Below are 26,489 nucleotides of genomic sequence, written 5' to 3'. Positions count from 1 at the left end.
AGAGTTATTCGTGGCGCAGCGCCTCGATCGGGTCCATGCGCGCAGCCCGTCGGGCCGGAAAGTAGCCAAACAGCACGCCTATGCCTGCGGAAAATACAAAGGACAGGATGTTGATCTGGATGTCGAAGCTGTAGGGTACATCCATGTAGCCCGACAGCGCAAAGGAAGCACCGGTGGCGATCAGGATGCCGATCATCCCGCCCAGTGCCGACAGCACCACCGACTCGATCAGGAACTGCAGCAGCACCTCGCGCTCCAGCGCGCCTATGGCCAGGCGCAGGCCGATCTCGCGGGTGCGCTCGGTCACGCTCACCAGCATGATGTTCATGATGCCTATGCCGCCCACCAGCAGGCTGACGGCAGCCACCGCGCCGAGCAGATTGGTCAGCACGCCCATGGTGCTGGACAGCGTCTCGGCCAGTTGCTGGGTGTCGAAGATGTTGAAGTTGTCGTCGTCGCTCTCGGCCAGCTTGCGCCGCTCGCGCAGCAGCTGGGTCAGGCTGGCCTTAAGCGGCTTGCTGTCACTGCCTTCCTCCATGGAAATCATCAGCATGCTGACCTTGCGGCTGCCGGTGACGCGGCGCTGCAGGGTGTGCAGCGGCAGCACCACGGTGTCGTCCTGGTCGCCCGCGCCGCCCTGGCCCTTGGCCACCAGAATGCCCACCACGGTGCAGGAGAACTGCTTCACCCGCAGCAGCTGGCCCAGCCCGGTCTGCCCGATGGCACCACCGAATATCTCGCGGCGCACGCTCTCGCCCACAATGCACACGGCCGAGCCGCTCAGCTGTTCTTCGTCACTGAAGATGCGCCCGCTGGCCATCACCCAGTTGCCGGTATCAAACCAGGCGTTGGTACTGCCCACCACGCTGGTAACCCAGTTGCGCCCGTTGGCTACCACCGTGGCCGAGGTACGCGCCAGCGGTGCGATGGCGCGCACGCCGCCGATTTCTCCACCTATGGTCAGGGCATCGTTCTCGGTGAACTGCGGCACACCGCCACCGCCATTGCCACCCTGGCGCTGGCCTGGCGAGACCATCAGCAGATTCGTGCCCAGGCCGGAAATCTTGGCAGCCACCGACGCAGTCGCACCATTGCCCAGCGTCACCATGGTGATCACGGCGGACACGCCAATGACGATGCCCAGAATGGTCAGGAACGAGCGCAGCATATTGCGCTGTACCGAACGCAGGGCGAGCATGAAGACGTTGAACAGCATCAGGTGGTGCTCGTTGTGTCAGACGGCGTGGCCAAGTCGGTGGGCATGACGGTGGTCGGGTGGGTATTGGCCTCGTCCTTGACGATGCGTCCGTCCAGAAAATGCACCATGCGTCGCGCGTAGGCCGCCATGTCGGGTTCGTGCGTGACCATCAGCACGGTAATGCCCTGGTCGCGGTTGAGTGCCAGCAGCAGGCCCATGATCTCGTGGCTGCGCTGCGTGTCCAGATTGCCGGTAGGCTCGTCGGCCAGTACCACGGCAGGCTCGGTCGCTATGGCGCGCGCAATGGCCACACGCTGCTGCTGGCCGCCACTGAGCTCAGCCGGTGTGTGCTTCTCCCAGCCACCCAGGCCTACCGATTCCAGGGCCTTGGCTGCCTTGGTGCGGCGCGCGACGGCATCGTCGCCGCGGTAGAGCAGGGGAAGTTCGACATTCTCTTGTGCCGAGGTGCGCGCCAGCAGGTTGAAGCCCTGGAACACAAATCCCAGGTAGCGCCGGCGCAGGCGTGCGCGCTGGTCACGCTGCAGCGATTCCACATGGGCACCCATGAACAGGTACTCGCCCGAGGTGGGTGTGTCCAGGCAGCCCAGCACATTCATCGCAGTGGACTTGCCCGATCCGCTGGGCCCCATGATGGCCACAAATTCGCCAGCGTGGATGTCGAGGTCAATGCCCTTGAGCGCCAGCAGTTCGTTCGCACCCTGGCCGTAGCGGCGCGTGACCTGGCGCAGCTGGATTAGCAGGTCGGTCATGGGAATGACTCCTTGTTGACGCTGCTGCTGAATGAAACCGGCTGCAGAGCTATGTGTATGCCGCTGGCACTGGGGCAGACGGTTCCGCGAATGTCCCCCGGCCTGCGGCCTCCTCCTTTATTTCGCTGCACCATCCGCCCCAGTGCCAGTAGCAGCGAACACGACTTGTGCGAAACGTCTGAATACCTTTTGCGTGCCAACAATGGTGGTTGACTGCGGGCGGCGTGGCGCTCTGTGCGGTGAGGTAAAGGAGGAGGCCGCAGGCCGGGGGACACGAACGGCACTGAGTGCCGCGTCGACCGCAGTCCGGACGCACACGCCCCGGAAACGACCGCGACTCTGGCAACCGCCATGTCAGGTATCTGTACCAAGCCACTCATTTGACGGCCTCGCTTTTCTGGTCGGTGATGACCAGCATCCCCACCTTCAAGTCACCGCCCGTGATCTCGGTGTAGTGGCCGTCACTGATGCCCGGCACCACCGCCACGGCGACCGCCTTGCCGCCCTGCAATACCCAGACCTCCTTGGCACTGGCCGTGCTGGCACCTTGGGCCGCAGCATGGCGGTTGCCGCCGGGTATGCGCGGACCCATGTTGGCAAAGGCACCGCCCTTGGCTGCAGCGGCGGCCAGCGTGGAAGCGGAACTGGCGGGTGAGAAACGCAGCGCCGTGTTGGGCACCAGCAGCACGTCATCGCGCCTGGTGGCGATGATGCTGGCACTGGCCGTCATGCCGGGGCGCAGGCTCAGGTCCTTGTTGTCCACGTCCAGATAGGTGAGGTAGGTCACCACGTTGTCGGTGATGGTGGAGCCAAAGCCTACGCGCGTGATGCGTGCCGGGTACTTGCGCACCGGGTAGGCGCTGACGGTGAAGCTGGCTTCCTGGCCGGTCTTGACCACGCCCACATCGGCCTCGTCCACATAGGCCCATAAACGTAACTTGGTGAGGTCTTCTGCCAGGGTGAACAGGGTGACGGCCTGCAGCGATGCGGCCACTGCATTGCCAGGGTCTACCGTGCGGGTCAGCACGATGCCGTCCGCTGGAGCGGTGATGGAGGCCTTGGCCAGGTTGATGCGGTCCAGTGCCAGTGCTGCCTGCGAGTCGCTTACCACGGCGCGTGCGCTGTCGGCGTCGGCCACGGCGCGGTCTAGCGTAGCGTGGCCGCTGTCGAGCTCGCTGCGCGCAGGCACGCGGCCATTGGATATGCGTGCCACTTCTTCCAGTCGCGCCAGTGCAGCACGCGCTTCCTTGACGGTGGCGTCGGCTTGCGCCACGCGTGCGGTGGAGCCGGTGAGCGTGGCAGTGGAGCGCAGGATCTGGTCGCTCAGTTTGGCGGTGTCCAGCACCACCATGACCTGGCCTTTCTTGACCTTGTCGTTCACGTCCACGCGCACTTCCAGCACGGTGCCCGAGAGTTCACTGCCGATGTTGATGGAGCGGGTTGGCTGGATGGTGCCGTTGGCCAGCACCGTCAGCGTCAGGCTGCCGCGTGCGGCGGCCTCAGTCACATAGTGTGGTGCAGCCTTGGCCAGTGCACGGCTGTGCAAGTACCACCACAGCCCGCCGCCCAGCACCAGTGCGGCGACCAGAGACCAGACCCAGACGCGGCGGTACCAGGGTGGCAGGGTGCCCACATCCAGCAGCACGTTGATGGGGTTGGCCGTTGCGTCAGTGGCGGGCACGGTCGGCGGGCTGGTGTGTTCTTCGGTCATGGGGAGGGTGTCGGTGTGGCGCCCACAGCGGGCTCATTGGGGTTCCAGCCGCCACCGAGCGCGCTGTAGATATGGACCTGGTCGGTGCTGACGTCGGCATAGGACTGGGCCAGGCTGGTCTGGATGCTGAGCAGGCTGCGCTGGGTTCCCAGCACGACCTGGAAGTCCACCAGGCCCGCCTCAAACTGCTGCCGTGCCAGCGTTGCGGCATTACCCGCTGCCAGCGCAAGTTGCTGCAGCAGTGCCAGTTGCTCCTGGTCGGAGCGCAAGGTGCCCATGGCATCTTCCGATTGCTGCAAGGCCAGCAACTCGGCTGCGCGGTAATTGGTCTGGGCTTGTACCAGGGCGGCTTGCTGCAGGCGCACGTTGACCTCGCCTGCGCCGCCGTCCAGTATCGGCCCCGTCAGGCTGAGCGCAAGCGCTCCCACAGCGGCTGCGCTGGTGGATAGCGCTTGCAACGTAGCAGCTCCCACACCCAGATTGGCACCCAGTGCCAGCTTGGGCAGGCGCGCGGCGCGTGCCTGCTCCACCAGGGCCAGAGATCGGTCGACTTCGAATTTGGCAGCGCGCACATCGGCTCGCATATCCAGTGCGCTGCGCGGCGTACCGGTGGGCATGTTGGGTGGTGCCTGCGGCAGTCTGCTGACGGGCAACAGTTCGGTGACCAGCGCCATGGGCGGCTTGCCCAGTTGTGCGGCCAGGCTGTGTATGGCGGTATCGCGCACATTGCGCAACGGTGCCAGCTGGGCGCGGGTCTGGCCTGCGGCGACCAGGGCCTGTTCGACTTCGACATTGCCGATCAGTCCGGCCTGATTGCGCCAGCGGGTGATTTGCAGTGTCTCGAGCTGACTGGCCAGGTTGTCGCTGGCAATGGACAGGCGCACCTGCGCACTGCGCAGGCTGATGTAGGTTAGCGCCACGTTGGCGGCTACCTGGGATTGCGCTTGCCCCAGGCGCATGCGGGTGGCTTGCAGGGCCGATGTGCTGGCGTCCAATGCGCTCCCCTGCGCACCAAAGATATCCGTGTCCAGGTTGCCGATCAGGCCGGCTTGCAACAGGTCGGTCTTGCCACCATCGCCTGTGAAGCTGCGTTGTGCGCTGGTGGAGAAGCTCAGCGTGGGGGATGTGGCAGCGGCGGCGGTGTCGCGGGCGGCCTGGGCTTGTTGTGCGGCAGCGCGTGCCAACAGGATGTCGGTATTGGTGTCCAGCGCCTGAGTGATCAGATCGGTCAGCTGCGGATCGGCAAACTGCAGCCACCATTGCGGCAGGTTGATGGGCGCGTCATTGAGGCCTATGGAGGGTGTGGACCATGTCAGTGGCACGTCCAGAGGCACGCGTTCGCGCGGGGAAGTGGGTGAGCTGGCACAGCCGGCCAGTGCCAATCCCAGCACGGCCACAAGCCACAGTCGGCTTTGCGTGCGTGCGGGACGATGGGCCATGGCAAGGAGTCCGAAGAGCCGTTCGGGCATTCAGTGCGCCGACATGCTTTGGGCCTGCAGACTGCGCAGTTGGGTTTCCAGCTGTTCGATGCGGTTCAGGTAGTCCATCACGATGACCACCACAAACAAATCCAGGTCGTAGTCCAGCCGCAATTTTCCGGCTGTGCGCAAGGGCTCCAGATAGCTGATGGCAAAGGCAGGCTCCGCCTGGGTTGCGTCCACCGGCTGCAAGGCGCCGTACTCCACCAGCTCCTGCAGTTCGGCAACACTCAGGGAGCATGCAATGGACAGCTCCGCAAAGCTGACGCTGAAGGGGGCAAGTTCATCCAGGGAAGGGGCGTTCATGTCAATTTCCGGTTGAAGTGGAGCGGGGTGCAAAGGTGGAAATGCGCGAAAGCTCTTCGAGCAAGGTCTGCTCCTGGGCGCTGAGGTGCTTGGGGACATCCACACGCACCAGCGCATACATATCGCCGCGCTTGGCAGCAGTGCCCAGCGGCAGCCCGTGTCCGCGCAGGCGCAACTTCTTGCCACTGCCGGTACCCGGTGGCACGGTCAGCAGCACTTCGCCATCCAACGTGGGCACCTTGACCTCGGCGCCCAGCATGGCTTCCCATGGGGACAGCGCCAGATCAAAGTACAGATCCTGGTGGTCCACCCGAAAGCGCGCGTGCGGGGTCAACTCGATGTGCAGATAGAAATCTCCATCGGCCCCTCCGTTGTGGCCACGCCCACCTTTGCCGCGCAGGCGCAGTTTTTGCCCGGCGCGCACACCCGCAGGAATGGTGACTTCCAGTTCACGGCGCTCACCGTTCTCGGCGAGCACCATGTTCATGGTGGCCCCGTGCAGGGCCTGCTCCAGACTGACCAGCACCGTGTCTTCCATGTCCTGGCCGCGTTGTGGTCCACGTGCGCGGCTATGGCGTTCGCCAAACATGCCACCTTTGCTCAGGCTGTCCAGAAAGTCCGAGAGGTCCATGTCCTCAAAATGCGCGCCGCGCTGTGCGTGCTGCGGCGCATCCATGTCCGCACCCTCCACCTGGGGGCCCAGCGCATCGTAGGCGGCGCGCTTTTCCGGGTTCTTCAGCGTGGCGTAGGCAGCGGCTGCATTCTTGAATTTCTCTTCCGCCTCAGGGTGTTTGGAGACGTCCGGGTGGTATTGGTGGGCCAGCGCCCGATACGCTTTCTTGATCTGAGCCAGATCGGCATCACGGGGCAACCCCAGCGCGGCGTAGTAGTCAACGTATTTCATGCAATGGCTCTGGTGAAGTAGCGCAAACGCAGGTACACACCCTGCACCGGAACAACACTGTTCCGGTGCAGGGTGTGCAGCACATCAGGTGGTTCCTGGTGGCTTAGAAGTGGTAACGCACACCCAGGGTGGTGTCGCTCACCCGTTCGCTGCCCGTGGTGGGGTATTTGACGAAATGCTCCTCGTACTGGAGTACGGCGGACCACTGCGGTGTGATCAGCAATTCGGCGCCAATGCCGTAAGACCAGTCGAAGCCACGTTCACCGCCAGCCATATTGCTGTTGGCGGCATCGGTGGAGACATCGGTGCGGCCATAGGTGGTGCCGACCTTGCCCAGCAGGTTGAAGCTGGCATTGAGCGGCATGCGACCAATCAGGCTCAGGTTGATGCCATCCACCTTGGTGCTGCCACCGTAGCGGTTGACCTTGCCGAAGTCGGTGTAGCCCAGTTCCACGCCGTAGTTGTGGTTGGCAAAGTAGTTGCCAATGGCCACGCCATAGGCCTGGCCTTGCTGGTTGCCACCGAACAGGCCGAAGGCCGTGATGGGGCGTGACAGGTCGGCAGTGCCAGCGCTCAGCGAGACATAGGTGTCACCGGGTGTGAGCATGGAGGCGGCAGGACCGGCGGGCTTGTAGGTCTGCTGTGCCAGTGCGGTGCCGGTACTTGCAAGTGCGGCAACAGCCAGTGCGGCGGCGGGCAGCATGCGTAGCGAGAAGGTGTTGAGGTGTTGGAGTTTGAGCATGGTGCTGATTCCTTGTGGGTTGTAGTTGAAGAACACCCTGCGAATGTGTTCCTGTTACAGCCTTTCATCTGTGCGTCAGCGCGCATTGGCATAGGTTGTCCACGCTAATCCGGTGGCCGGTGCGCCAGCGCACGGACGTGCATGCAGCTAACACCTACAAACGCAGGGATCCCCTGTGACTTCACCGGGGCCCATCAGATCCATGGAGAAACACGATGACTATGTATGTAGTAAGAAACTGGGCAGCCCCCGTGATGAGCGCAATGGCCATCCTGCTGGCAGTGGGCTGCACCAGCATGAAGGCGCCCGCTACGGCAGATGTGGCCGTATCCAATGCGGCAGTGACCAGTGCCAGCGGCGCCGGTGCGCTGGAATATGCACCCGCAGAAATGACGGCAGCACGCGACAAGCTGGCCTTGGCCAACAAGGCGCTTGCGGCCAAGGATTACAAGCTGGCCATGAGCCTGTCCAGCCAAGCCCAGGCCGACGCCAAGCTGGCGCAAGGTAAGGCTGACTCGGCCAAGGCACGGGCCCAGGCCGACGCGCTGCAGGACGACATCCGCGTGCTGCGCGAAGAGCTGGAACGCAATAGCAAATAGTGCTTAAACCCCAAGGAAACAACTATGAAAAACTACCACCTCACACTCAGCCTGCTGGCTGCCTCCCTGCTGGCCGCGGCCTGCAGTACCACCCCATTGACCAGCCTGTTGGACCAGGCACGCGAAGACTACCGCGTCGTCCAGTCCAGTCCGAAGGCCGCAACCTATGCACCGCTGGAACTGCAACAGGCTGGCGACGCGTTGGCCCAGGCCAACGCGTCGGCTGACCACAAGGACAGCCAGGAAAAGGTCGACAAGCTGACCTATATTGCCAAGCAGAAGATTGCACTGGCATGGGAAGTGACCAAGCAGAAGTCGGCTGAAGCGGAAAGCGCCGATGCGGGCAAGCAGCGCGACCAGATGCTGCTGAACCAGCGCACGGCCGAAGCGGACCGCGCCAAGTTGCTGGCCCAACAAGCCCAGATGGATGCCAATGGCGCGCGCCAAATCACCGAGACAGCGCAGGCCGATGCTGCGGCGGCACAGCTTGCGGCAAGGAATGCGCAGGACCGCAATGCGCAGCTGCAGGCGCAGCTCAATGAACTGGCCGCCAAGAAGACCGACCACGGCATCGTCATCACATTGGGTGACGTACTGTTTGGAACCGACCTGGCGCGCCTGAATGCCGAAGGCATGCGCAGCGCACAGAAGCTGGCCACGCTGCTGCAGCAGAACCCCAACCGCAAGGTGTTGATCGAGGGCTTTACCGACAGCACCGGCACCACGGCACACAACCAGGAATTGTCGGAACGCCGTGCCAATGCCGTGCGCACCGGTCTTCTGGAAATGGGCATCGCCAGCGACCGCATTGCTATCCGCGGCAAGGGAGAAGCCATGCCTGTGGCTGCCAACGACACAGCGGCAAACCGCCAGCTCAACCGGCGCGTGGAGATATCGCTGTCAGACGAGACCGGCGCGATCCAGGCCCGCTAGCCCCAAAAGCAAAAGCGCCCCGCTTGCAGGATATGCAAGCGGGGCGCTTTTTGCGTTGTGGGCGGCTCTAGATCATCTGGTCCTTCTTCTGGAAGTACTTGCGCGCATAGGCCACCAGCTGACCGTCGGTGGGATGGTCAATGCTTTCTACGCCAACGATCTTGTCAACCAGACCTGCGTCATGGGAATGGATGTGCTTGATGAGCTGCAGCTTGGCCTGGGCCGGGCCCACGATCAGGATTTCGGTGGCGCCTGCCAAGGCTTGCACGACGCGGTGGTAGTAGTCCTGGTCGGCTGGCGCGCGACCGTCGCCCAGAGTGCCAGCAGTGGAGTGCACCTTGTGGTGCGGATGATGGGGCTGGACGACGGACTTTTCTACATCCTCCGGGCTGATGTGCATGATGTGGGCCTGTTCATGGTCGATCCAGACGACAGCGTGATAGTGGGACATGTTGCTCTCCTTGCGAAATTGTCGTTTTCATCATGCTCCTGTAGAGGTGGTTTGTGTGTTCGCCAGCACCCGAAAGCTCGCACATACACACATTGCAATGATCCAAGTCAAGAATGCAGGGACATTTCCGGCCCGAATCGCTAAACTGCCTTGTACAGTAACGCCTCTACGGGAGAAATTTTGTCGAGCTTTCGGATCAATTTGCATGAGGCCATCTACTCCCTGTCGGATGCGTTGGACCTGGTAGGCGTGACGCATATCCATCACGGGAAACGAGTCGCTTACATCGCCGCCGAGATTGCAAAGTACGCTGGCTGGAGCCGGCGTCGTCTGGATGACCTGTTCCAGGGCGCCATTCTTCACGATTGCGGTGTTTCCAAGACCCAGATCCATGCCCGTCTGGCCCAGTTTGAGTGGGAGAACGAGGCAGAGCACTGCATTCTTGGTGCCGAGCTCATCGCGTCCTGCAATTTGCTGAACCCGCTGGGCAATATGGTGCGCTACCACCACACGCACTGGGAGGAGCTCAAGGGCATTGAACTCTCCGAAGAAGACAAGCTGGCTGCCAACTGCATCTACCTTGCTGACCGCATCGATATTGCGTGCCTGAATGCGCGCGGCACGTCCAGTAACCTGTTGCTGCTGAAGGACACGGTGCGCAACCGCATTCTGGAGAAGCGGGACGATTGGTTCCATCCCCTTCTGGTGGACTGCTTCATGGCGGTGTCCACCCAGGAAGGGTTCTGGTTCGCGCTGGAGAGCGAGCATGTCAGCGGCTATGTGGCGCGCTGGGTGTTCGAGTCGAACGATGTGGAGATCGACTTCCAGGTGCTGCGCAGTCTGGTACGTGTCTTCTCTCGCATAGTCGATGCCAAGAGCTCCTTCACACGCAAGCATTCCGAAGGTGTGGCTGCGCTAGCCCGCTATCTGGGGCAGATGTTTGCGCTGCCGGAGCGCACCTGCGAAATGCTGGAACTTGCTGGCCTGCTGCATGACCTGGGCAAGCTGCGCGTGCCTGATGAGCTGCTGGAAAAGCGGGGCAAGCTCACGCTGCTGGAGTACGCCAGCGTCAAGCGACACAGCTTCGATACCTACAACATCCTCAAGAACATCCATGGTCTGGAGGAGATTGCACTGTGGGCCGGGCAGCATCACGAACGCATCGATGGCAGCGGCTATCCGTACCACAAGTCCAACGGCGAAATATCGCTGGAGAGCCGCATCATTGCCACTTCCGATGTATTCCAGGCTCTGGCCCAACGACGCCCATACCGCGACCCGTTGCCGCCGGCAGAAATCCTGCTGATACTGAAAGAGCAGGCCGCGAACGGCAAGCTGGATGCAAGCGTTGTAGAAGCAATTGAAACCCATCTGGCTGAATGCCACGAGGTCGCGATATCCGGCGAGCGTTGACGGCTTGATCGCCCCGGGCGTACGGGCAGATCAAAAAATTTTAATGAGGGAGATACAAGATGAAGCTGCTACATAGGCTGGGCTTGGCACAGAAGTTTGCCATTCTGGGCACCATTGCAATCCTGATGGTCCTGCTGCCAACCACTCTGTATTTCAACCGTTCGTTGCAGGACACCCGTGCTGCACAGACAGAGGCCCGCGGCATACAGTCCTTGGTCCTGCTCAACCATCTGGTGCAGTTCACCCAGTCGCACCGAGGCCTTTCGGCAGCCATGCTGAGCGGTAACGAAGCGCTGGCCGCGCGCAGACCGGCCATGCGTGACAAGGTGGCGGCCGCCATGTCCGCACTGGATGGTGAGCTCAAGGGCGTGGGGGCGTCGCCGAAAGTCATGGGTCATTGGGAAGAGTTGCGCAAGGCGTGGTCCTCGGTCGAGCAAGGCGTCTCCAGCAAGGAGCTCAAGGCTCCCGAGAGCACCAAGTTGCACACCCAGTTGGTAGCAGGTGAGCTACTGCTGAGTGAGCAGCTCATTGATGAGTTTGGCCTCAGCCTGGACCCCAATGTGGATACCTACTTCCTGATCCAGGCCTCACTCGTCAACATGCCGTGGCTATCCGAAAACCTGGGCGTCATGCGGGCGCAAGGCAGCAGTTTCCTTACGCTGGGCAGCGTACCCCCGGAGGGCAAGACGACACTTACCGGCCTGCAAAATCGCGCCCGCCAGTTGCAGGGCGACATGTTCCGCAACCTGAAGAAAGCCACCGACACCAATCCCGACATGAAGAGCGCGCTGCAGTCCAGCGCGGATGCCGGCAGCGCCGCTGTGGACAAGGCACTGGACCTGGCGAGCAAGGAAGTCATAGGTGCCAGCGAAGTCAAGCTGGCCGCAACCGACTACTTCGACGAGTTCACGCGCACCATTGATGGCTTGTTCGAGTTCAATGCCTTGGCCATGAAAGCGTTGACCGAGCGGTTGGAAGCCAATGCAAGCCAATTGCAGAGTCGGACCTATCTGGTGCTGCTGGTCTTGCTGGTGTGTGGCGCTGGGGCCGTGGCACTGTCCATGGCGTTCATCCGCAGCATCACCGACCCGGTGCATGAGGCCGTAGCAGTGGCCAAGGCCGTGGCCGAGGGGGATCTGACCGTGGCCGTTCCGGTGCGCGGAACCAATGAGCTGGGACAACTGATGCTGTCATTGACCCAGATGCGGGACCACCTGGCAGGCGTGGTAGCCCGGGTGCGCCACGGTTCTGAGAGTATTGCCACTGCCAGCTCGGAAATCGCACAAGGAGACCAGGATCTTTCTGCGCGTACCGAAAGCCAGGCCAGCGCGCTGGAGGAAACTTCGGCCAGCATGGAAGAGCTGGATTCCACCATCAAGCAGAACGCGGACAGCGCGCAGCAGGCCAATCAGTTGGCCATACATGCGTCCAGCGTGGCGGTTCATGGTGGAGAGGTGGTGGGGCAGGTGGTGGACACCATGCGTGGCATCAACGAATCCAGCCGCAAGATCAGCGACATCATCGGCGTCATCGACGGCATTGCGTTCCAGACCAACATCCTGGCGCTCAACGCTGCGGTGGAGGCCGCGCGCGCAGGTGAGCAGGGCCGCGGCTTTGCGGTGGTGGCGTCCGAAGTGCGGTCACTGGCAGGGCGCAGCGCGGAGGCTGCCAAGGAAATCAAGATGCTGATCACCGCCAGTGTGGAGCGGGTGGAAAAGGGAACCGAACTGGTGGACCGGGCCGGCACCACCATGCAGGAAATCGTCCAGACCATTGCGCGTCTGGCCGCCATCATGGGCGAGATCAGCACGGCCAGCAGCGAACAAAGCACCGGCGTGTCGCAGGTGGATGAAGCGGTCAAGCAGATGGATTCGGTGACGCAGCAGAACGCGGCGCTGGTGGAGCAGATCGCCGCTGCCGCCGTCAGTCTCAAGTCTCAGGCGAAGGAACTGGTGGACGTTGTGTCCATTTTTCGGTTGCCACCTTCGGTCGGAACGACCTACCTAAGCAGCTGACTTCGGCGTGTGCTGGGGCGGCAGCAGGCGCTCGCATTCCTGCTTGACGGCCAGATAGCATTCGCACACGCGCTCTTCGAGTTGGGCGCGGTCCACCACGGTGATGCTGCCGCGGGCGCAGGAGATCAGTCCGTCATTCTGCAGCGCTGCAGCCGTCAGGCTGACGCTTTCACGCCTGACACCCAGCAGCAGCGAGATTTGTTCGTGGGTGACGGCCATCTTGTCACCCTGCAGCCGGTCTACCGTCATCAGAACCCAACGGCAAAAACGCTGCTCCACCGAATGGTGCTGGTTGCACACCGCCATTTGCGATGTCTGGACGATCAGTGCCTGCGTGTACAGCAGCGCCAGATGCTGCAGCTTGCCGCCCAGCGCGAACTCGTGCTTCATGACTTTGCGGCTCAGGCGGTAGGCCTCTCCGGCGCATTGCACCTCGGTGCTGGAAGGAAGGCTGTCACCGCCCATGTAGATGGAGATGCCGATCAGCCCTTCGTTGCCAACCAGCGCAATCTCGCTGGATGAACCATCTTCGAGTGCATAGATCAAGGAAACAATGCCGGAGGTGGGAAAGTGCAGATAGTTGACATGGTCGCCAGACTCAGACATGGTCCATCGTCGAGGCAAGGGCACGCGCTCCAGGTCAGGTAGCAGTCGCGCATAGTCTGCCGCTGGCAGTGCGGCAAGGATCTGGTTGAGGCGGGGATCGGGGGCGGTGTGGGGAAGTGCTTTGGTCAAATAGACTTTATTAGGTTTCGAGCGTCCGTTTTGCTATACGGGATGCTCCCATGGTACTCCTGACCCAAAGGCATTGCCTTCGGTAGTGCGAATAGCCAGCCGAAGTTGGCTCCCTGTCACGGAAATGCAATGACTTTCTGCAAAGCTTGTCACTCAAGCCACACGGGAATATCCATGCTCAAATCAGAATCCGGCGCCGCTGCCTGGTTCAGCGCTGCGTCTATCAAGTTGGCGCACGTTGGTCCGTTCCATGCAGGCGGTGGAAGAAATGCCTATCTGAATTCCAAATCAATGCAAGAGCCTCCGTCCGTGAGGCAGTTGCACCAGGTTCTGACACCGGTACAGGGTTCCATGCTCTGCAGCGAAGTGCTCAAGCTGTTCCTTGAAAACGAAGACCTTGCAGCGCTTCCGGTGGTCGACGACGAGGAGAGGCCCTATGCGCTGATCGAGCGCTACGCCTATATCGAGTATTTCAGTCGCCTGTATTCCAACGAGCTTTTTGGAAAGAAGCGGCTCGATCAGCTCGGGGAAGAGGTCGAGTTCATCAACATGCAACCGATTGTGGTGGATGCGGCTACCAGCATTGACGACGTGGCAGCCATCATCATCGACGCCGGCATGCGCCATATGGTCAGCGGTTTTGTGGTGACCTTAAACGACAGATACCTGGGCGTGGGAAACGGGCACGACCTGCTCAACCACATCACCCAGCGCAAACAGGCGGAGCTCTACTACCTGGCGCATTACGACCAGTTGACGCAAATCCCCAACCGCATGCTGATGAACGACCGCCTGCAGATGGCTTGCCGGGAGTGCGATCGAAACAACACGCTGGTTGCCGTCATGTTCATCGACGTGGATCGCTTCAAGCAGATCAACGACACCATGGGGCACCGCTTTGGCGACTTTCTGCTGCAGGCCGTTGCCGAGCGGCTGGGCAATTGCATACGCGGCAATGACACCGTGGCCCGTCTGGGCGGTGATGAGTTTGCAGTGCTGCTGCAGAACCTGGAGCTGGCCAGCGATGCCAACATCACCGCGCAACGGATCGTGGAATCCTTTGCGGCTCCTTTCAATATTCTGGACCGCGAGGTATTCATTACCGTCAGCCTGGGGCTCTCCGTGTACCCGACGGACGAGAAGAACAGTGACAACCTGTTGGCAAAGGCCGACGCTGCCATGTACGAGGCCAAGGTGAGTGGCCGCAATGCCTACCGCATCTACCGGCCCGGGCTGTCCATGCATTCCACCGACAACCTGTCGCTGGAGGCGGAACTCCGCCACGCGATTGAACGCAAGGAGCTGGTGCTGCACTACCAGCCGCAGGTGAGCGTGACCACGGGCGCCATTGTCGGTGTCGAAGCCCTGGTCCGCTGGCAACACCCGCGTAGAGGCCTGTTGCTGCCGTCAGCATTTATCGGAATCGCAGAGAACAGCGGAATGATTGTTGACATCGGCAAGTGGGTCCTGCAGGAAGCCTGTCAGCAGCAGAGTGCCTGGCACACCAGCCACAAGCTGCCGCTGCGCATGGCCGTCAACATCTCGGCCGTGCAGTTCCGCCGCGAGGACTTCATCGACACGGTGCGCGCCACCATTGTGGAAACGGGCGTGGACCCTGGTTGCATTGAGCTGGAGTTGACTGAGAACGTCGCGATGCACCACGCAGATGAAGTCCTGCACACCTTGCGCGAACTCAAGGGCATTGGCGTCAAGCTCGCCATCGATGACTTTGGCACCGGCTTTTCCAACCTCAGCTATCTGCAGCGCTTTCCTTTTGACCGTCTGAAAATTGACCAGTCCTTCGTGCGGGGGATTGACACCTTGCCCGCTAACCGGGCCATCGTGCATGCCATCGTGTCCCTGGCCAGAAGCCTCTCGCTGGAGGTGGTGGCCGAAGGCGTGGAAACCGCAGCCGAGTTCACGCAGATCAATGCCTGTGATGAAGTGCAAGGCTATTTCCATGCCCGGCCCATGCCATCTGCCGATTTACAAGCCCGGTTCCTTGCGGCGTACGAAGGTGCACATGGACGCGGTGTGGATTCACTGCAGATATGTTGAGTGAAATCGGTTAGCTACTGAAACTTAACGTTCGTCGGCAATGGATTCGCTCCAGGGTGAAGGACGGTTGGGAAACGCGGCAAGTCCTGCCAGTGGGCGACGATTCCAGTCCATGGCGGCGTCGGCATGCAGCTGCTTGACTACCCACAGGAAATAGACCGAAGCGGGAACGCCAATCAGGTCGAAAAACAAGGTGCTGGTTTGCTGGCCGTTGGTCAATGCCAGGATGAGGTGCATGGCCGCGCAAGAGGGAAAGACGGCAGTGAGCGCCAGGCCTGACAGTGACCAGGTGTGGGTGGAAATGAAGCGCCGTATCTGCGTGTCGCCCAGGTACCAACCTACCATCGAGTAAGTAAAGGTTACCCATAAGTTGCTGAGCATCACCAGCATGGGGCCCAGGGTGGCACCCGGGCCGCCCAGCCACAACCGTATGCCTTCCGTGGTGCATAGGAGCAGCTCAGGCGCTGGGGGCGTGGCCATGGCCCAACCTGCCAGCAGACCCACGACAACCAGCGACGCAATGGCAGCGCCCCCCATCACCGAGCCATTGACAGGCACCGCGCGGTCACCGCGGCCGCCCCGCATTGCCTCGGCGCGCAGCCAGCAAAATACGATGCCTGCGGGCAGGCCCGTCAGCGTCACCACCAGCATGGGCGTGGAGACCATGCCGCCCTGCAACACACACCAGCCGTGTACCAGATGGTGTGGTCCACAGCTTGCCGCCATGAGCGAAAAGCCGATGCCAAATCGCGACAAGCCGCGACGCCGGTACTGGCTTGCTGCCTCCCAAGTGCTGAGCAGGCCCAGCGTCACATAGGCCATGCCCACCAGAAGATTGCCGATGCCGATGATGAACGCCATCATGTCGCGTTCCCCGTCTTGACCCCCATAGGCACGCCGATCTGGTCCAGAAATTCTTCGATGAAAGTCGGGTGTGCACGGCGCGTCAGGCTGGCGGAGGCGGTCGTGCCGGATTGAACGCCCCAGCTCACGGGTGCCTGCCACAGCGGTGAATCCATCATGGGCACGATCAATGCGGCGTCCACCGGTTTGGAGAAAAGGTAGCCCTGCGCCACATGGCATCCCATGCTGCGCAGCGCAAGCGCCTGCTCAATCCGCTCAATGCCTTCGGCAATGACATGCTTGCCGGTGGCGAACGCCAGGCTGAGGATGGATGAGACCACGGCGGTGTCTCCGGGCTCGGTGGGAAGGCCGTCAATAAACGACTTGTCGATCTTCAGGACCTCGATCGGCAGATCGCGCAGCCGGGCCAGCGAGGACGACTCGGTGGCGAAGTCGTCGAATGCCACATAAATGCCCATTTCGTGCAAGCGGTGGAGCGAGGCCAGGATTTCTGCATCCTGATTGGCCAAGGCGCTTTCAGTCAGCTCCAGGCACAGCGATGAATGGTTGATGCCGGTCTGTCTGAGGATCGCCTGGACCTCGGTGATGAAGTCGGGATCGCCCAGCTGGCGCGGTGAAACATTGACGGTCAAGGACAGCGGCCGCCCGGGCAGCGCCACCGCCCACGCAGCAAGTTGCTGACACGCAGAGCGCAACACCTGCCGCCCCAGCTCACCGATGAGCCGACTGTCTTCGGCAATGGGAATGAACTCCAGCGGGGACAGCATTCCGTACTCGGGGTGATGCCAGCGCGCCAGCGCCTCCACGCCCACGAGTCGCCCGGTCACCAGACTTACCTGCGGCTGGTAGTGCACAAAGAGCTGTTTCTCGCGCAGTGCCACGCGCAGGTCCGATTCGATCTGCATCCGCCGCGATGCGCGCGCCTGCAATTCATCGTTGAAGCGCACCATGCGGTTGCGGCCACTCGCCTTTGCCGCATACAGGGCCGTGTCGGCGTTTTGCATCAGCTCCTCGGCGGTCTGCGTCCCTGGGGTACAGCTGGCCATACCAATGCTGGCCGAGGTGGCAACATCCCTGCCGGCAATCCGGACTGGCTGGGTGACCGCTTGCAGAATGCGGGCTGCCAGCTCGTCTTCCGATTCGATCGTGGCACGGGGATACAGAATGACGAATTCGTCGCCGCCAACGCGGCTCACGATGGAGCCCACTCCGGGTTTGACGCATTCATGCAGGCGCCTGGAAACCTCGCACAGCAGTTCGTCACCGCTATCGTGGCCCAGCGTGTCATTCACTTGTTTGAAATTGTCCAGGTCCACGAAGAGCAGACCGACTTGCTCGTCATCAATGGCCACCCGTGTAAGTTCATGCTCGAGCCTGCTGAGCAGCAGACTGCGCGTGGGCATACCGGTCAGGACGTCGTGCGTGGCCGCGTGTATCAGGTCCGCGATCAAGGCCAGGGTGTCTTGCTGCGATGACACCTGCGGGTCGCGCAAGGAAAGCAACATTTCCGCCGAGGCAAGCAATCGGTCCGTGTAGCGGATATTCAGGTGCCTGGTGGAGCGCGGTGTTTCGCCCGTGGAAGCGCCTGGAGCGGGGGACAGACTGTCCTGCTGCTTCGCATTGTCCATTCGGGGAACCTCCCTCAAGCTTTGCCGCGATCAATGTACCACCAGTCGAAGATGGGTCAAATGTCGCTCAGGTCTGCGCTGTGTGGCGCAAAACCCTGCTATCGGTGCAGGTTTTAGATCGCAAGGCTTTCAGCTCGTCAGGTGCTCCACACATGGAGAGCCCGACCTTGAACCGCGCAATGGCATCCACGGAAGTGAGTTCTAACGGAGTGGGCGCGAAATATTTGTCGAAATCCTATCCGATCGAACTATCTCCAACCCATTCGTTGGCCTCAAGCCGTAACAAATGTTGCTTAACGTTGATCGGGTCACAACGTATTTCTTTTACCGATATTCATCAAGGGAAAGCTGCATGAAACACACTGCTTTGAAAAGTATTGCCGCGTTGGTGTCTGGAGCCGCGTTGGTTCCGGCCAGCTTTGCGGGTGATGCCAACACCACTACGCCCATCAAACACGTGATTGTGGTTGTGGGGGAGAACAACTCCTTTGATACGGTGTTCGGTACTTACATTCCGCCACGCGGCCAGTCTGCGCTCAACCTGCTCTCGCAAGGTATCGTCAAGGCCGACGGCACGCCCGGTGCAAACTACAGCAAGGCTGTGCAAAGCCAGGCCAGCAATGGGACCGGCAGCTACACGCTGACGCCCACCCGCCAGGGCCCTTTGGCTGCGTTGCCGCAACCCACCCTGATCGGTGTGTATAACCCGACAACACTGACCCTCTATGGCACAGCACCGGACCCGCGTTTCAACGGTCTGACCGCCAACGGCCCGTTCCAGATCAGCAAGTACGTGCCCTATGGCACGGCCACTTCCGACGTGGGTGATCCCGTGCACCGGTTCTTCCAGATGTGGCAACAAACTGGTGGCACCAATGAGAAGCATGACCTGTTCCAGTGGGTGGCTACCACCGTGGGAACGGGCGGCGCGACCGGCGGAGTGACCGCCGCCTCCACCGGGCAGGGCGGCGAGCTCATGGGCTTCTACAACATGAACCAGGGCGACGCACCCCTGTTCAAGTCCCTGGCCCAGCAATACGCCATCAGCGACAACTACCACCAGGCCGTGATGGGTGGAACGGGCGCCAACTTCTTCGCACTGGCAACGGCAGGTGATGCCGCCGTCTACAACGTCAATGGTGTGCTGGCCACGCCACCGGCCAACGAAATTGAAAACCCGGACCCGCAGACGGGCACTGACAACTTCTACACCAACGATGGCTATTCCGGTGGCTCGTATGTGAATTGCTCCGACCCCTCGCAACCGGGCGTGGCCGAGATCCATGCGGTACTCGCCGCCAAGGGCAGAAGCAGCAACTGCGAAGGCGGTGCCTACTACCTGGTGAACAACTACACACCTGCGTACGACGTGTATGGCAATGCCACGGCACCTACCTCCGGCAACTTTGTGTACCCGCCACAGACAGTGCCTACCATTGGCGAACTGCTATCCAACAACGGCGTGAGCTGGAAGTGGTACACGGGTGGTCGCGAGGACGCGGACGTGACGTCTGACCCGTTCTACCAACTGGTCTATCCACAGGTGTTTGCGGGCGTCAAGGCCAAGCTTCCCGCAGGAACCCCAGACTCCGTGATTGCCACCTACGCAACGCCGGTGGCCATCAGCAAGACGCGTGAACTGATTTACAACAGCATTGGCGACCCGCTCAACGTGTCTACCAATGTGGTGAACTCTGCGCTGCGCAACAACCTGCAAGGCCTCACCACCTTGTATGCAGATATCAGCAACAACACGGTTCCGGCTGTGTCGTTTGTAGTTCCCAAAAATATCTATAGCGGACACCCCGGCTATTCGGCTCCAGGCAACTATGAACTATTCCTCAACGACCTGATCACCAAAGTCAAGGCCAATCCGGCTCTGTGGGCACAGACAGCCATCCTGATCACCACGGATGAAGGCGGTGGCTACTTTGATACCGGCGCCATCCAGAACCTGGACTTCTTTGGTGACGGCCCGCGTATTCCTCTGATTGCTGTCTCACCGTTTGCCAAGAAGGGCTATGTGGACCATGTCTATCACGACCATGTGTCCATCGCCAAGTTCATTGAAAAGAACTGGAGCCTGCCCACCTTGTCCAACCGCAGCCGCGACAACCTGCCCAACCCGGTCAAGAACGTCAACAACCCGTACCTGCCTGCCAACCAGCCAGCCATCGGCGACCTGACCAGCCTCTTCAATTTCTAAGCCCCACATCTTTTGTTCTGGAAGAAAACCATGACTCTCTTTTTCAAAATCGCAGCAGCCGGCCTGATGGCCGTCGCAGGGCTTGCCAACGCAAGCGTGGTGGAACCGTTCACGGGCGGCCAACTGTCCACCCCGGGCTGGTCGGTCGGCGTTGGCGCCGATGCCAGCAGCTTTGTGTCGCCCGCACCGGATGGCACCAGCGGCATCTACCTCACCGACTCCACCTGGTCGGTCAACACCGCCATTGATTTCCATGTGGGGGAAGTGCTCAGCGCCTGGATCAATCCCGGCCCCAGCGCCGATGCGGTCAGTGGCAGCCAAGGCGGACGCATCAGCCTTGGCTTTGCGTCTGACAGCGCAAGCACCTATGCCTTGACCGCCGCGTCCGACACCAACCAGTTGCTGTTCCAGAGCGTCTCTGGCATCGCTTCGCAAACGCCCAGCTTCAGCGATGGCGTGGCCAGCACGGCCAGCTTTGGTAACCAGTGGTACAAGCTGTCCATCAGCTGGCTGGCAAGCGGCATCACCGGCAATTTGTACGACGTGGACGGCACCACGCTGCTGCGTTCGGTGAACATGTCCGCCCCCCTTACCGGCAACACCGGCATCGCCTTGTTTGGCAACGGCGGTGCCGCGGTCACGTCCTTGGCCGTGACGCCCGTGCCGGAGCCTGAGTCCTATGTGCTGTTGCTCGCTGGCTTGGGGCTGGTGGCCTCGCTGGTGAAACGCCGCAAGCCTCAGCCTGCCTGAGGCTGCGCCGTAGTGCCGGGCATTTACAGGGGACCCGTACAATCGATTTTCATCCACACCCCTCACCCCCGGCACATTGAACTTCTGGCCTTTTCTCACGCGTTTTGGAGGTGCTGAAGTCGTGTTGCCAGCAGCGCTTCTGGCGCTGTTGACCCTGTGCATCCAACCCGGTGGACGTCAGCTGGCAGTGCGCTGGGCCATGGGCTTGGCTGTGGCGATTGCGGTGACTGCAGCGAGCAAGGTGCTGTTCATGGGCTGGGGTCTGGGCTCTGCTGCCCTGAACTTCACCGGTGTGTCCGGGCACACGCTGCTTGCAACCGCCGTCTTCCCCGTGGTGCTGCCCTTGTTCGGTTCGCCAGCCGCTTCGCACCGCCGAAACATGCTGTTCGCAGTGGGATGTCTGCTGGCCCTGCTGATAGGCGTGTCCCGCCTGGTGCTGCATGCCCATTCCCCGTCTGAAGTGCTGGCGGGTTGGGCACTGGGAGGCGGCGTTGCGGTGTGGGTGCATCGGCACCCCGCACCAGCGGTTTTCCCCCATCGTCCCGTGATCGCGGGCGTGTTGGTAGCCTGCATTGCGCTGGCCTTGTACAGCGTGGACCATTCGCCCAGTCATGCATTGATCACGCGCGTGGCCTTGCAGTTGTCCGGACAACCCGAACCCCATTCGCGAGCCGCCATGCTGGCGCGGTCTGCAACGGCCCATGCGCAACGGCTGCTCCAGCCCTAGCGCTTCGGTGACGAAGTCTGCTTCCCGTTTTCGGCTTTGGGGTACTACGGTGTTGTGCTGGCCCGCCTGTGGCCACTGTGGATCAGTCCGATGACACTGCCCACCACCAGCACCAGTGCCACTACCTGGTAGCCGTGCACTTCCTGACCCAGGACCGCCAGGGAGATCAGCAGCGTCAAGGCCGGTGCCGGGGCGGTGATGGAAGCGCCGCGGGACACGTCGATCAGCTTGACCGCGTAGAACCATGACAGCAGTTCCAGGTAATAGGCGCAGCCCATCAGGAAAGCGATCCCCTGGAAGCGGGGTGCCGTGGCCGTTGCCACCAGCCCGTCCAGTCCCTGGTTCCACACGCTTGCGGCGCCCAGCAGCACGGTGGCGATCAGCACGCGCGTCACGATGACCTCCGACGGCGTGATGGCCGAGGCATTCATCATCTCTTTGATGATGACGTGGGCGATGCTCCAGAGCAGCGGCACGACCAGGGCCAGCCAGAAGCCGCCGGTAATCGCGGACAACTGCCACGTGCCCTGGGTGCCCAGATAGACCATGGCGGCGGCAATCACCAGCATCAGGCCGATTTCCGCCATGGACTTGCGCCGCTTCAGAAAGAATGCCTCCCACACCACGGCGAACAGCGGGTAGGCCTGCACGGCAACGGCAAAGGTCACCGGCCCGGCGCGGTCCACCGCCAGCACATAGACGAAGGTGGCAGCACCGAACAGGGTGCCGGTCAGCAGCACCAAAGCCCATGTCCGCCCTTTGCTGAAGTGCGGCTTGCTGGCGTGCGCCTCGGGAGCGGGTTGCGGTGTTCTGCCTTGCAGCAGGTAGACGGGTACGGCAAATACCAGCTGCCAGAACGAGAGCCAGAAGGAAAACGCCATGGCGTTGCCTTCGCCGTTGCGCAAGGTTGCGATGATGGGCAGCAGCCCCAGGATCAGCAGGCACAGCAGCGAGAGCTGCACACCCCTGGCGTGGCTGTGCTGCGGCACCTCAGTGCCCGCTCCAGCGCGGTGGGCGCTTCTCGCCGAAGGCGCGCGGCCCCTCCTGCGCGTCTTCGGATGTGAGCATGGCGCGGTACTGGGGCAGGGTGCCACTGCGCAGCGTGCTATAGGCTTCTGCCAGGGGCTGGCCTTCGGTGGCGCGCAGCACTTCCTTCACAGCAGCCAGTGCCAGCGGTGCCGCCAGCACCATCTGGGCGGCGAGCTCCTGTGCGGTCTGCAGCAGCGCGTCCGCAGGCACCACCCGGTTGGCCAGGCCCCATTGCGCTGCCTCGGCAGCCGACATGCGCCGTCCCGTGAGCAGCAGCTCGGTGGCAATGGCACGCGGCAATCTGCGCGGCAGGCGCAGCACGCCGCCGGAGTCGGCCATCATGCCCAGTTTGACCTCCGGCAGGGCGAACTCGGCCGTGTCGGCCACCACCATGAGGTCTGCCGCCAGTGCCAGTTCAAAACCGCCCCCAAATGCCAGGCCGTTGACCGCGGCAATTACCGGCTTGCTCAAGGAAAAATACTCGGTCAGTCCGGCAAAGCCGCCCGGGCCGTGGTCGGCATCGATGGCTTCGCCTTCGGTTGCGGCATTGAGGTCCCAGCCTGCGGAGAAGAAGCGCCCGGTGCCGGTGATGATGGCCACGCGCAAGGCCGGGTCGTCCTGCAGCTGCCGGAACGCCGCATACAGTGCCTGGCTGGTGGGCACGTTGATCGCGTTGGCCTTGGGACGGTCCAGGGTGATGGTGAGCACACCATCGCGGGCTTGGGTACGTACGGCTTCAGTCATGGGGTGTGTTTCCTGCCAATCGTATCAGTGCGTCCACCGCCACCACGCCGCGCCCTGCGGGCAGCACGAGGATGGGATTCACATCCAGTTCCAGCAAATCGTCAGCATGGGCTGCACCATAGGCGGCGATGGATGCAACGGCTTGCACCAGCGCATCCACGTCCCCGGCGGCCTTGCCGCGGTAGCCGTTCAGCAGCGGCCAGGTTTTGAGGGACTGCAGCGCTGTGCGAATGTCTTCTGGCGATGCGGGCAGCAGCAGTGTGGCCGCATCCTGTATCAGCTCCACGAGAATGCCACCGGTGCCCAGCGTCAGGGCCAGGCCAAACTGTGCATCGCGCGTGATGCCTACGATGATTTCGGCCACTACCTCGGTTGCCATCTGCTCCACCAGAAAAGCGTTCGACAGATGGCGCATGCTCTCCACAGCTGCTCGCACCGCGTCAGCGGACTTCAGGCCCAGCTTGACACCACCGGCCTCGGTCTTGTGTGCCAGCGTGTCGGACACCGCCTTGACCACTACCGGATAACCCAGCGCTTCGGCGGTAGCGACTGCAGCCGGGGCAGTGACGCAGGCACCACGCGGAATCGGCACACCAAAGCCCTGCAGCGCGCGCTTGCTCGCCACTTCGTTGAGCATATGACTGGTGGCATCTGCTGCATGGGCCGTCCATGGCGTGGCCGCAACGGGTGTCGCCTGAGCACAGCGCGCCTGGGCCGCACCAATGCGCGCTGCGTGTGCGATGGCAGCCAGGCAATCATGGGTGCCCTGCATGGGCGCCACACCTTGCTGCAGCAGGCGCTCGCTTACCGCGTCGGGCAAGCCCTCGGGCAGGGAGCTCAGCACCACCGCGACGGCGCCCGTTTGGGCTTGTGCCGCCACAAAGGCATCCAGCGTGGTCTGCCAGGTACTGCCATTGCAACGGTTGGCACGGGGAAAGTCCAGCACCAGCACATGGGCGTCAAAGCCACAGTCCATCATGCCGGCAAAGCACTCGGTCTGCGCTTCCAGATTGCCCCAGATATAGGTGTGGTAGTCCAGCGGGTTGGCCACGGTGACCTTCTCACCGAGCACGTCGAAGAGTCGGGTGTGTGCTGCTTGCGGGATTTCCGGCATGTCCAGTCCATGCGTCTGGGCCAGGTCCGCCACCAGAGATGCCTCGCCGCCCGAGCAACTGGCCGAGATGATGCGGTTGCCACTCAGGCCACCATGCACATGCAGGAACTTGAGCGTCTCCAGCAAGCCCGACACATCAGTCACCCGTGCCACGCCGCAGCGCGCAAACAGGGCTTCATACAGCTTGTCCGGCCCGGCCAGCGAGCTGGTGTGGCTCATGGTGGTGCGTGCGCCCAACTCCGAGCTGCCAGCTTTGAGGGCCACCAGCGGGATGCGTTTTTCCAGCGCTTTGATCGCCACACGCGAGAAGGCCGCCACATCGTCCAGGCCCTCGATATGCATGCCAATAGCGGTGACACGCGGGTCCAGCAGCAGGGCTTCGATGATGGCGTCCATGCTGTCGCCGGCCTTGTTGCCCACGGTGATCAGATAGGCCAAAGGCAGGCCACGGCGCTGCATGGTCAGGTTCAGACCGATGTTGCCGCTTTGCGTGACGATGGCCACACCGCGCTCCTCGCGGTGTCCGCCATGCTGGTCCGGCCACAGGGCCACGCCGTCCAGGTAGTTGAGCAGCCCATAGCAGTTGGGGCCGATCAGGGCCATGTCACCCGCCGCGGCCACCAGTTCCCGTTGCAGCGCCGCGCCTGCTTCACCCACTTCGGCAAAGCCGGAGGCATAGCAGATGGCGCCACCCGCGCCGCGGGCCGAGAGCTGTCGCACCACGTCCACGGTTGCCAGTGCCGGCACGGCGACAAAGGCAGCGTCAGGTGCTGCAGGCAATGACGCAACGTCAGCAAAGCAGGGCAGGCCCTCCATCTCCGTGCGCGTGGGATGCACCGGCCAGATGTCGCCTGCAAAGCCCAGCTTGCGGCACTGGCGTATGGCCTCGGCGGCAGCGTTGCCGCCGAATACGGCGATGCGCTGGGGCGAAAACAGTTGCGTGAGGCGGTTCATGCGCCGTGCGCACGCAGCATGGCGCGCGAGATGATGTGGCGCTGGATTTCGCTGGTGCCGTCCCAGATGCGCTCCACCCGCGCATCGCGCCAGAAGCGCTCGATCGGCAGCGAATTCATCAAGCCCATGCCGCCAAAGATCTGCAGCGTCTGGTCGGTGATGCGTGCCAGCGCCTCAGACGCAAACAGCTTGGCCATGGCGGCGTCGGAATCGGTCATGCTGCCTTGGTCGCACTTCCAGGCGGCTTGCAGGGTGAGCAGGTCGGCGGCTTCGAGTTCGGTGGCCATGTCGGCCAGCTTGAAGCCCGTGCCCTGGAAGCGGCCAATCGGTTGCCCAAACTGCTTGCGCGTGGCGGCCCATTCGGTCGCCATGTCGAGCACGCGGCGGCCGCGTCCTACGCTGGTGGCGGCCACGGTCAGGCGCGTGGCGCCCAGCCATTCGCCCATCAGGTCGAAGCCCTTGCCTTCTTCGCCCAGGCGTTTGGAGACCGGTACGCGCACGTTGTCGAAGAACAGCTCGCACTGGTGGTAGCCGCGGTGCGACACACAGGCCGGGCCGCGGCGGCGCGTTACACCGGGCGTGTCAAAGTCCACCAGAAATCCGGTGATCTTTTTCTTGGGACCGGCCTTGGTCTGCTCCACGTCGGTGGCGGCAAACAGGATCACGTAATCGGACACATCGGCATGGCTGATGAAGTGCTTGCTGCCATTGATGATGTAGTCGTCACCCTCGCGCACCGCCTTGGTCTGCATGCTGCGCACGTCCGATCCGGCGTTGGGTTCGGTCATGGCCAGACAATCATGGCGTTCGCCGCGTATGGTGGGCAGCAGGTATTCCTCGATCTGCGTGCCGGTGCAGCCGCGCAGGATGTTGCTGGGGCGCGCCACCAGCATCTGCAGGCCGTAGGAGGCGCGGCCCAGCTCACGCTCCAGCAGCGTCACACCAAAGTTGTCCAGTCCACCGCCGCCATATTCCTCGGGCATGTTGGCTGCATACAGGCCCACTTCAATGGCCTTGGCCTGAATCTCTGCAGCCAGGTCGGGCGGGATCTCGTCGGTGCGCTCCACCAGGTCTTCGTGGGGGTAGATCTCGGTTTCGATGAAGCTGCGCACGGTGTCCACCAGCATGGTGTGTTCGTGGCTGAGTTGAAAGTGCATGGT

General features: G+C 62.2%; 23 protein-coding genes. 8 read left to right on the top strand and 15 right to left on the bottom strand.

Annotated features, from left to right (window positions below; all coding sequences use genetic code 11):
• Positions 1 to 4: 4 nt before the first annotated feature.
• The 7 genes from AAGF34_RS24585 to AAGF34_RS24555 form a co-directional block, all read right to left on the bottom strand.
• Entirely contained in the window at positions 5 to 1,216 is a 1,212-nt protein-coding gene (locus AAGF34_RS24585) for an ABC transporter permease (protein ID WP_342618344.1), read from the bottom strand.
• Complete coding sequence (locus AAGF34_RS24580; RefSeq protein WP_342618343.1) at positions 1,216 to 1,968, bottom strand: ABC transporter ATP-binding protein; 753 nt, start codon at positions 1,966 to 1,968, stop codon at positions 1,216 to 1,218. Before AAGF34_RS24580 ends, AAGF34_RS24585 begins: the two co-directional genes overlap by 1 nt.
• A gap of 376 nt (positions 1,969 to 2,344) precedes the next feature.
• A complete protein-coding gene (locus tag AAGF34_RS24575) occupies positions 2,345 to 3,679 on the bottom strand; it encodes an efflux RND transporter periplasmic adaptor subunit (protein WP_342618342.1) in 1,335 nt (444 codons plus the stop codon).
• Positions 3,676 to 5,118, bottom strand: a complete 1,443-nt coding sequence (locus AAGF34_RS24570; RefSeq protein WP_342618341.1) for a TolC family protein — start codon at positions 5,116 to 5,118, stop codon at positions 3,676 to 3,678. The genes AAGF34_RS24575 and AAGF34_RS24570 overlap by 4 nt, the downstream gene beginning before the upstream one ends.
• A 30-nt stretch (positions 5,119 to 5,148) precedes the next feature.
• Positions 5,149 to 5,463: a chaperone modulator CbpM gene (locus AAGF34_RS24565; protein ID WP_342618340.1), complete on the bottom strand. Its 315-nt coding sequence runs from the start codon at positions 5,461 to 5,463 to the stop codon at positions 5,149 to 5,151.
• A 1-nt stretch (position 5,464) separates the two neighbouring features.
• Complete coding sequence (locus AAGF34_RS24560; RefSeq protein ID WP_342618339.1) at positions 5,465 to 6,367, bottom strand: DnaJ C-terminal domain-containing protein; 903 nt, start codon at positions 6,365 to 6,367, stop codon at positions 5,465 to 5,467.
• Positions 6,368 to 6,470: 103 nt separating this feature from the next.
• Positions 6,471 to 7,109: an outer membrane beta-barrel protein gene (locus AAGF34_RS24555; protein WP_342618338.1), complete on the bottom strand. Its 639-nt coding sequence runs from the start codon at positions 7,107 to 7,109 to the stop codon at positions 6,471 to 6,473.
• A 215-nt stretch (positions 7,110 to 7,324) separates the two neighbouring features.
• On the opposite strand from AAGF34_RS24555, the gene AAGF34_RS24550 reads away from it, so the two are divergent.
• Positions 7,325 to 7,708, top strand: coding sequence for a DUF4398 domain-containing protein (locus AAGF34_RS24550; RefSeq protein ID WP_342618337.1), 384 nt, complete (start codon positions 7,325 to 7,327; stop codon positions 7,706 to 7,708).
• Between the two features lie 24 nt (positions 7,709 to 7,732).
• Positions 7,733 to 8,641 (top strand): OmpA family protein, encoded by a 909-nt coding sequence (locus AAGF34_RS24545; protein ID WP_342618336.1) that lies wholly within the window; start codon positions 7,733 to 7,735, stop codon positions 8,639 to 8,641.
• A 67-nt stretch (positions 8,642 to 8,708) separates the two neighbouring features.
• Here AAGF34_RS24545 and AAGF34_RS24540 read toward each other — a convergent pair whose 3' ends face one another.
• Complete coding sequence (locus AAGF34_RS24540; protein ID WP_342618335.1) at positions 8,709 to 9,092, bottom strand: translational machinery protein; 384 nt, start codon at positions 9,090 to 9,092, stop codon at positions 8,709 to 8,711.
• A gap of 180 nt (positions 9,093 to 9,272) precedes the next feature.
• Here AAGF34_RS24540 and AAGF34_RS24535 point away from each other — a divergent pair, with 180 nt between their 5' ends.
• Both AAGF34_RS24535 and AAGF34_RS24530 read left to right on the top strand, forming a co-directional pair.
• Positions 9,273 to 10,505 (top strand): HD domain-containing phosphohydrolase, encoded by a 1,233-nt coding sequence (locus tag AAGF34_RS24535; RefSeq protein ID WP_342618334.1) that lies wholly within the window; start codon positions 9,273 to 9,275, stop codon positions 10,503 to 10,505.
• Between the two features lie 59 nt (positions 10,506 to 10,564).
• Entirely contained in the window at positions 10,565 to 12,520 is a 1,956-nt protein-coding gene (locus AAGF34_RS24530) for a methyl-accepting chemotaxis protein (protein WP_342618333.1), read from the top strand.
• On the opposite strand, the gene AAGF34_RS24525 is transcribed toward AAGF34_RS24530, so the two are convergent.
• A complete protein-coding gene (locus AAGF34_RS24525; RefSeq protein ID WP_342618332.1) occupies positions 12,509 to 13,255 on the bottom strand; it encodes a Crp/Fnr family transcriptional regulator in 747 nt (248 codons plus the stop codon). The two genes, AAGF34_RS24530 and AAGF34_RS24525, sit on opposite strands and share 12 nt — an antisense overlap.
• A 174-nt stretch (positions 13,256 to 13,429) precedes the next feature.
• Here AAGF34_RS24525 and AAGF34_RS24520 point away from each other — a divergent pair, with 174 nt between their 5' ends.
• Complete coding sequence (locus AAGF34_RS24520) at positions 13,430 to 15,313, top strand: EAL domain-containing protein (RefSeq protein WP_342618331.1); 1,884 nt, start codon at positions 13,430 to 13,432, stop codon at positions 15,311 to 15,313.
• Positions 15,314 to 15,337: 24 nt separating this feature from the next.
• Here AAGF34_RS24520 and AAGF34_RS24515 read toward each other — a convergent pair whose 3' ends face one another.
• Positions 15,338 to 16,177 carry a hypothetical protein gene (locus tag AAGF34_RS24515; RefSeq protein WP_342618330.1) on the bottom strand — a complete coding sequence of 280 codons (840 nt, stop codon included), beginning with the start codon at positions 16,175 to 16,177 and terminating at the stop codon, positions 15,338 to 15,340.
• Positions 16,174 to 17,805: an EAL domain-containing protein gene (locus AAGF34_RS24510; RefSeq protein ID WP_342618329.1), complete on the bottom strand. Its 1,632-nt coding sequence runs from the start codon at positions 17,803 to 17,805 to the stop codon at positions 16,174 to 16,176. The genes AAGF34_RS24515 and AAGF34_RS24510 overlap by 4 nt, the downstream gene beginning before the upstream one ends.
• A gap of 352 nt (positions 17,806 to 18,157) precedes the next feature.
• Here AAGF34_RS24510 and AAGF34_RS24505 point away from each other — a divergent pair, with 352 nt between their 5' ends.
• From AAGF34_RS24505 to AAGF34_RS24495, 3 genes are all read left to right on the top strand, one after another.
• Entirely contained in the window at positions 18,158 to 20,011 is a 1,854-nt protein-coding gene (locus tag AAGF34_RS24505; RefSeq protein ID WP_342618328.1) for an alkaline phosphatase family protein, read from the top strand.
• A 30-nt stretch (positions 20,012 to 20,041) separates the two neighbouring features.
• A complete protein-coding gene (locus AAGF34_RS24500; RefSeq protein ID WP_342618327.1) occupies positions 20,042 to 20,761 on the top strand; it encodes a PEP-CTERM sorting domain-containing protein in 720 nt (239 codons plus the stop codon).
• 121 nt (positions 20,762 to 20,882) lie between these two features.
• Positions 20,883 to 21,488: a phosphatase PAP2 family protein gene (locus tag AAGF34_RS24495; RefSeq protein ID WP_342618326.1), complete on the top strand. Its 606-nt coding sequence runs from the start codon at positions 20,883 to 20,885 to the stop codon at positions 21,486 to 21,488.
• A gap of 44 nt (positions 21,489 to 21,532) precedes the next feature.
• Here AAGF34_RS24495 and AAGF34_RS24490 read toward each other — a convergent pair whose 3' ends face one another.
• Genes AAGF34_RS24490 through AAGF34_RS24475 form a run of 4 tightly spaced genes read right to left on the bottom strand, consistent with a single transcriptional unit; the run spans position 21,533 to position 26,486 of the window.
• Positions 21,533 to 22,477 carry a DMT family transporter gene (locus AAGF34_RS24490; protein ID WP_342618325.1) on the bottom strand — a complete coding sequence of 315 codons (945 nt, stop codon included), beginning with the start codon at positions 22,475 to 22,477 and terminating at the stop codon, positions 21,533 to 21,535.
• A gap of 1 nt (position 22,478) precedes the next feature.
• Entirely contained in the window at positions 22,479 to 23,261 is a 783-nt protein-coding gene (locus AAGF34_RS24485) for an enoyl-CoA hydratase-related protein (protein ID WP_342618324.1), read from the bottom strand.
• Entirely contained in the window at positions 23,254 to 25,329 is a 2,076-nt protein-coding gene (locus tag AAGF34_RS24480) for an acetate--CoA ligase family protein (RefSeq protein ID WP_342618323.1), read from the bottom strand. Before AAGF34_RS24480 ends, AAGF34_RS24485 begins: the two co-directional genes overlap by 8 nt.
• Entirely contained in the window at positions 25,326 to 26,486 is a 1,161-nt protein-coding gene (locus tag AAGF34_RS24475) for an acyl-CoA dehydrogenase family protein (protein ID WP_342618322.1), read from the bottom strand. The genes AAGF34_RS24480 and AAGF34_RS24475 overlap by 4 nt, the downstream gene beginning before the upstream one ends.
• Positions 26,487 to 26,489: the final 3 nt, after the last annotated feature.

This window comes from Rhodoferax sp. GW822-FHT02A01 (genome assembly GCF_038784515.1).
GTDB lineage: Bacteria > Pseudomonadota > Gammaproteobacteria > Burkholderiales > Burkholderiaceae_C > Allorhodoferax.
This window is presented reverse-complemented; position numbering and strand designations above follow the sequence as displayed.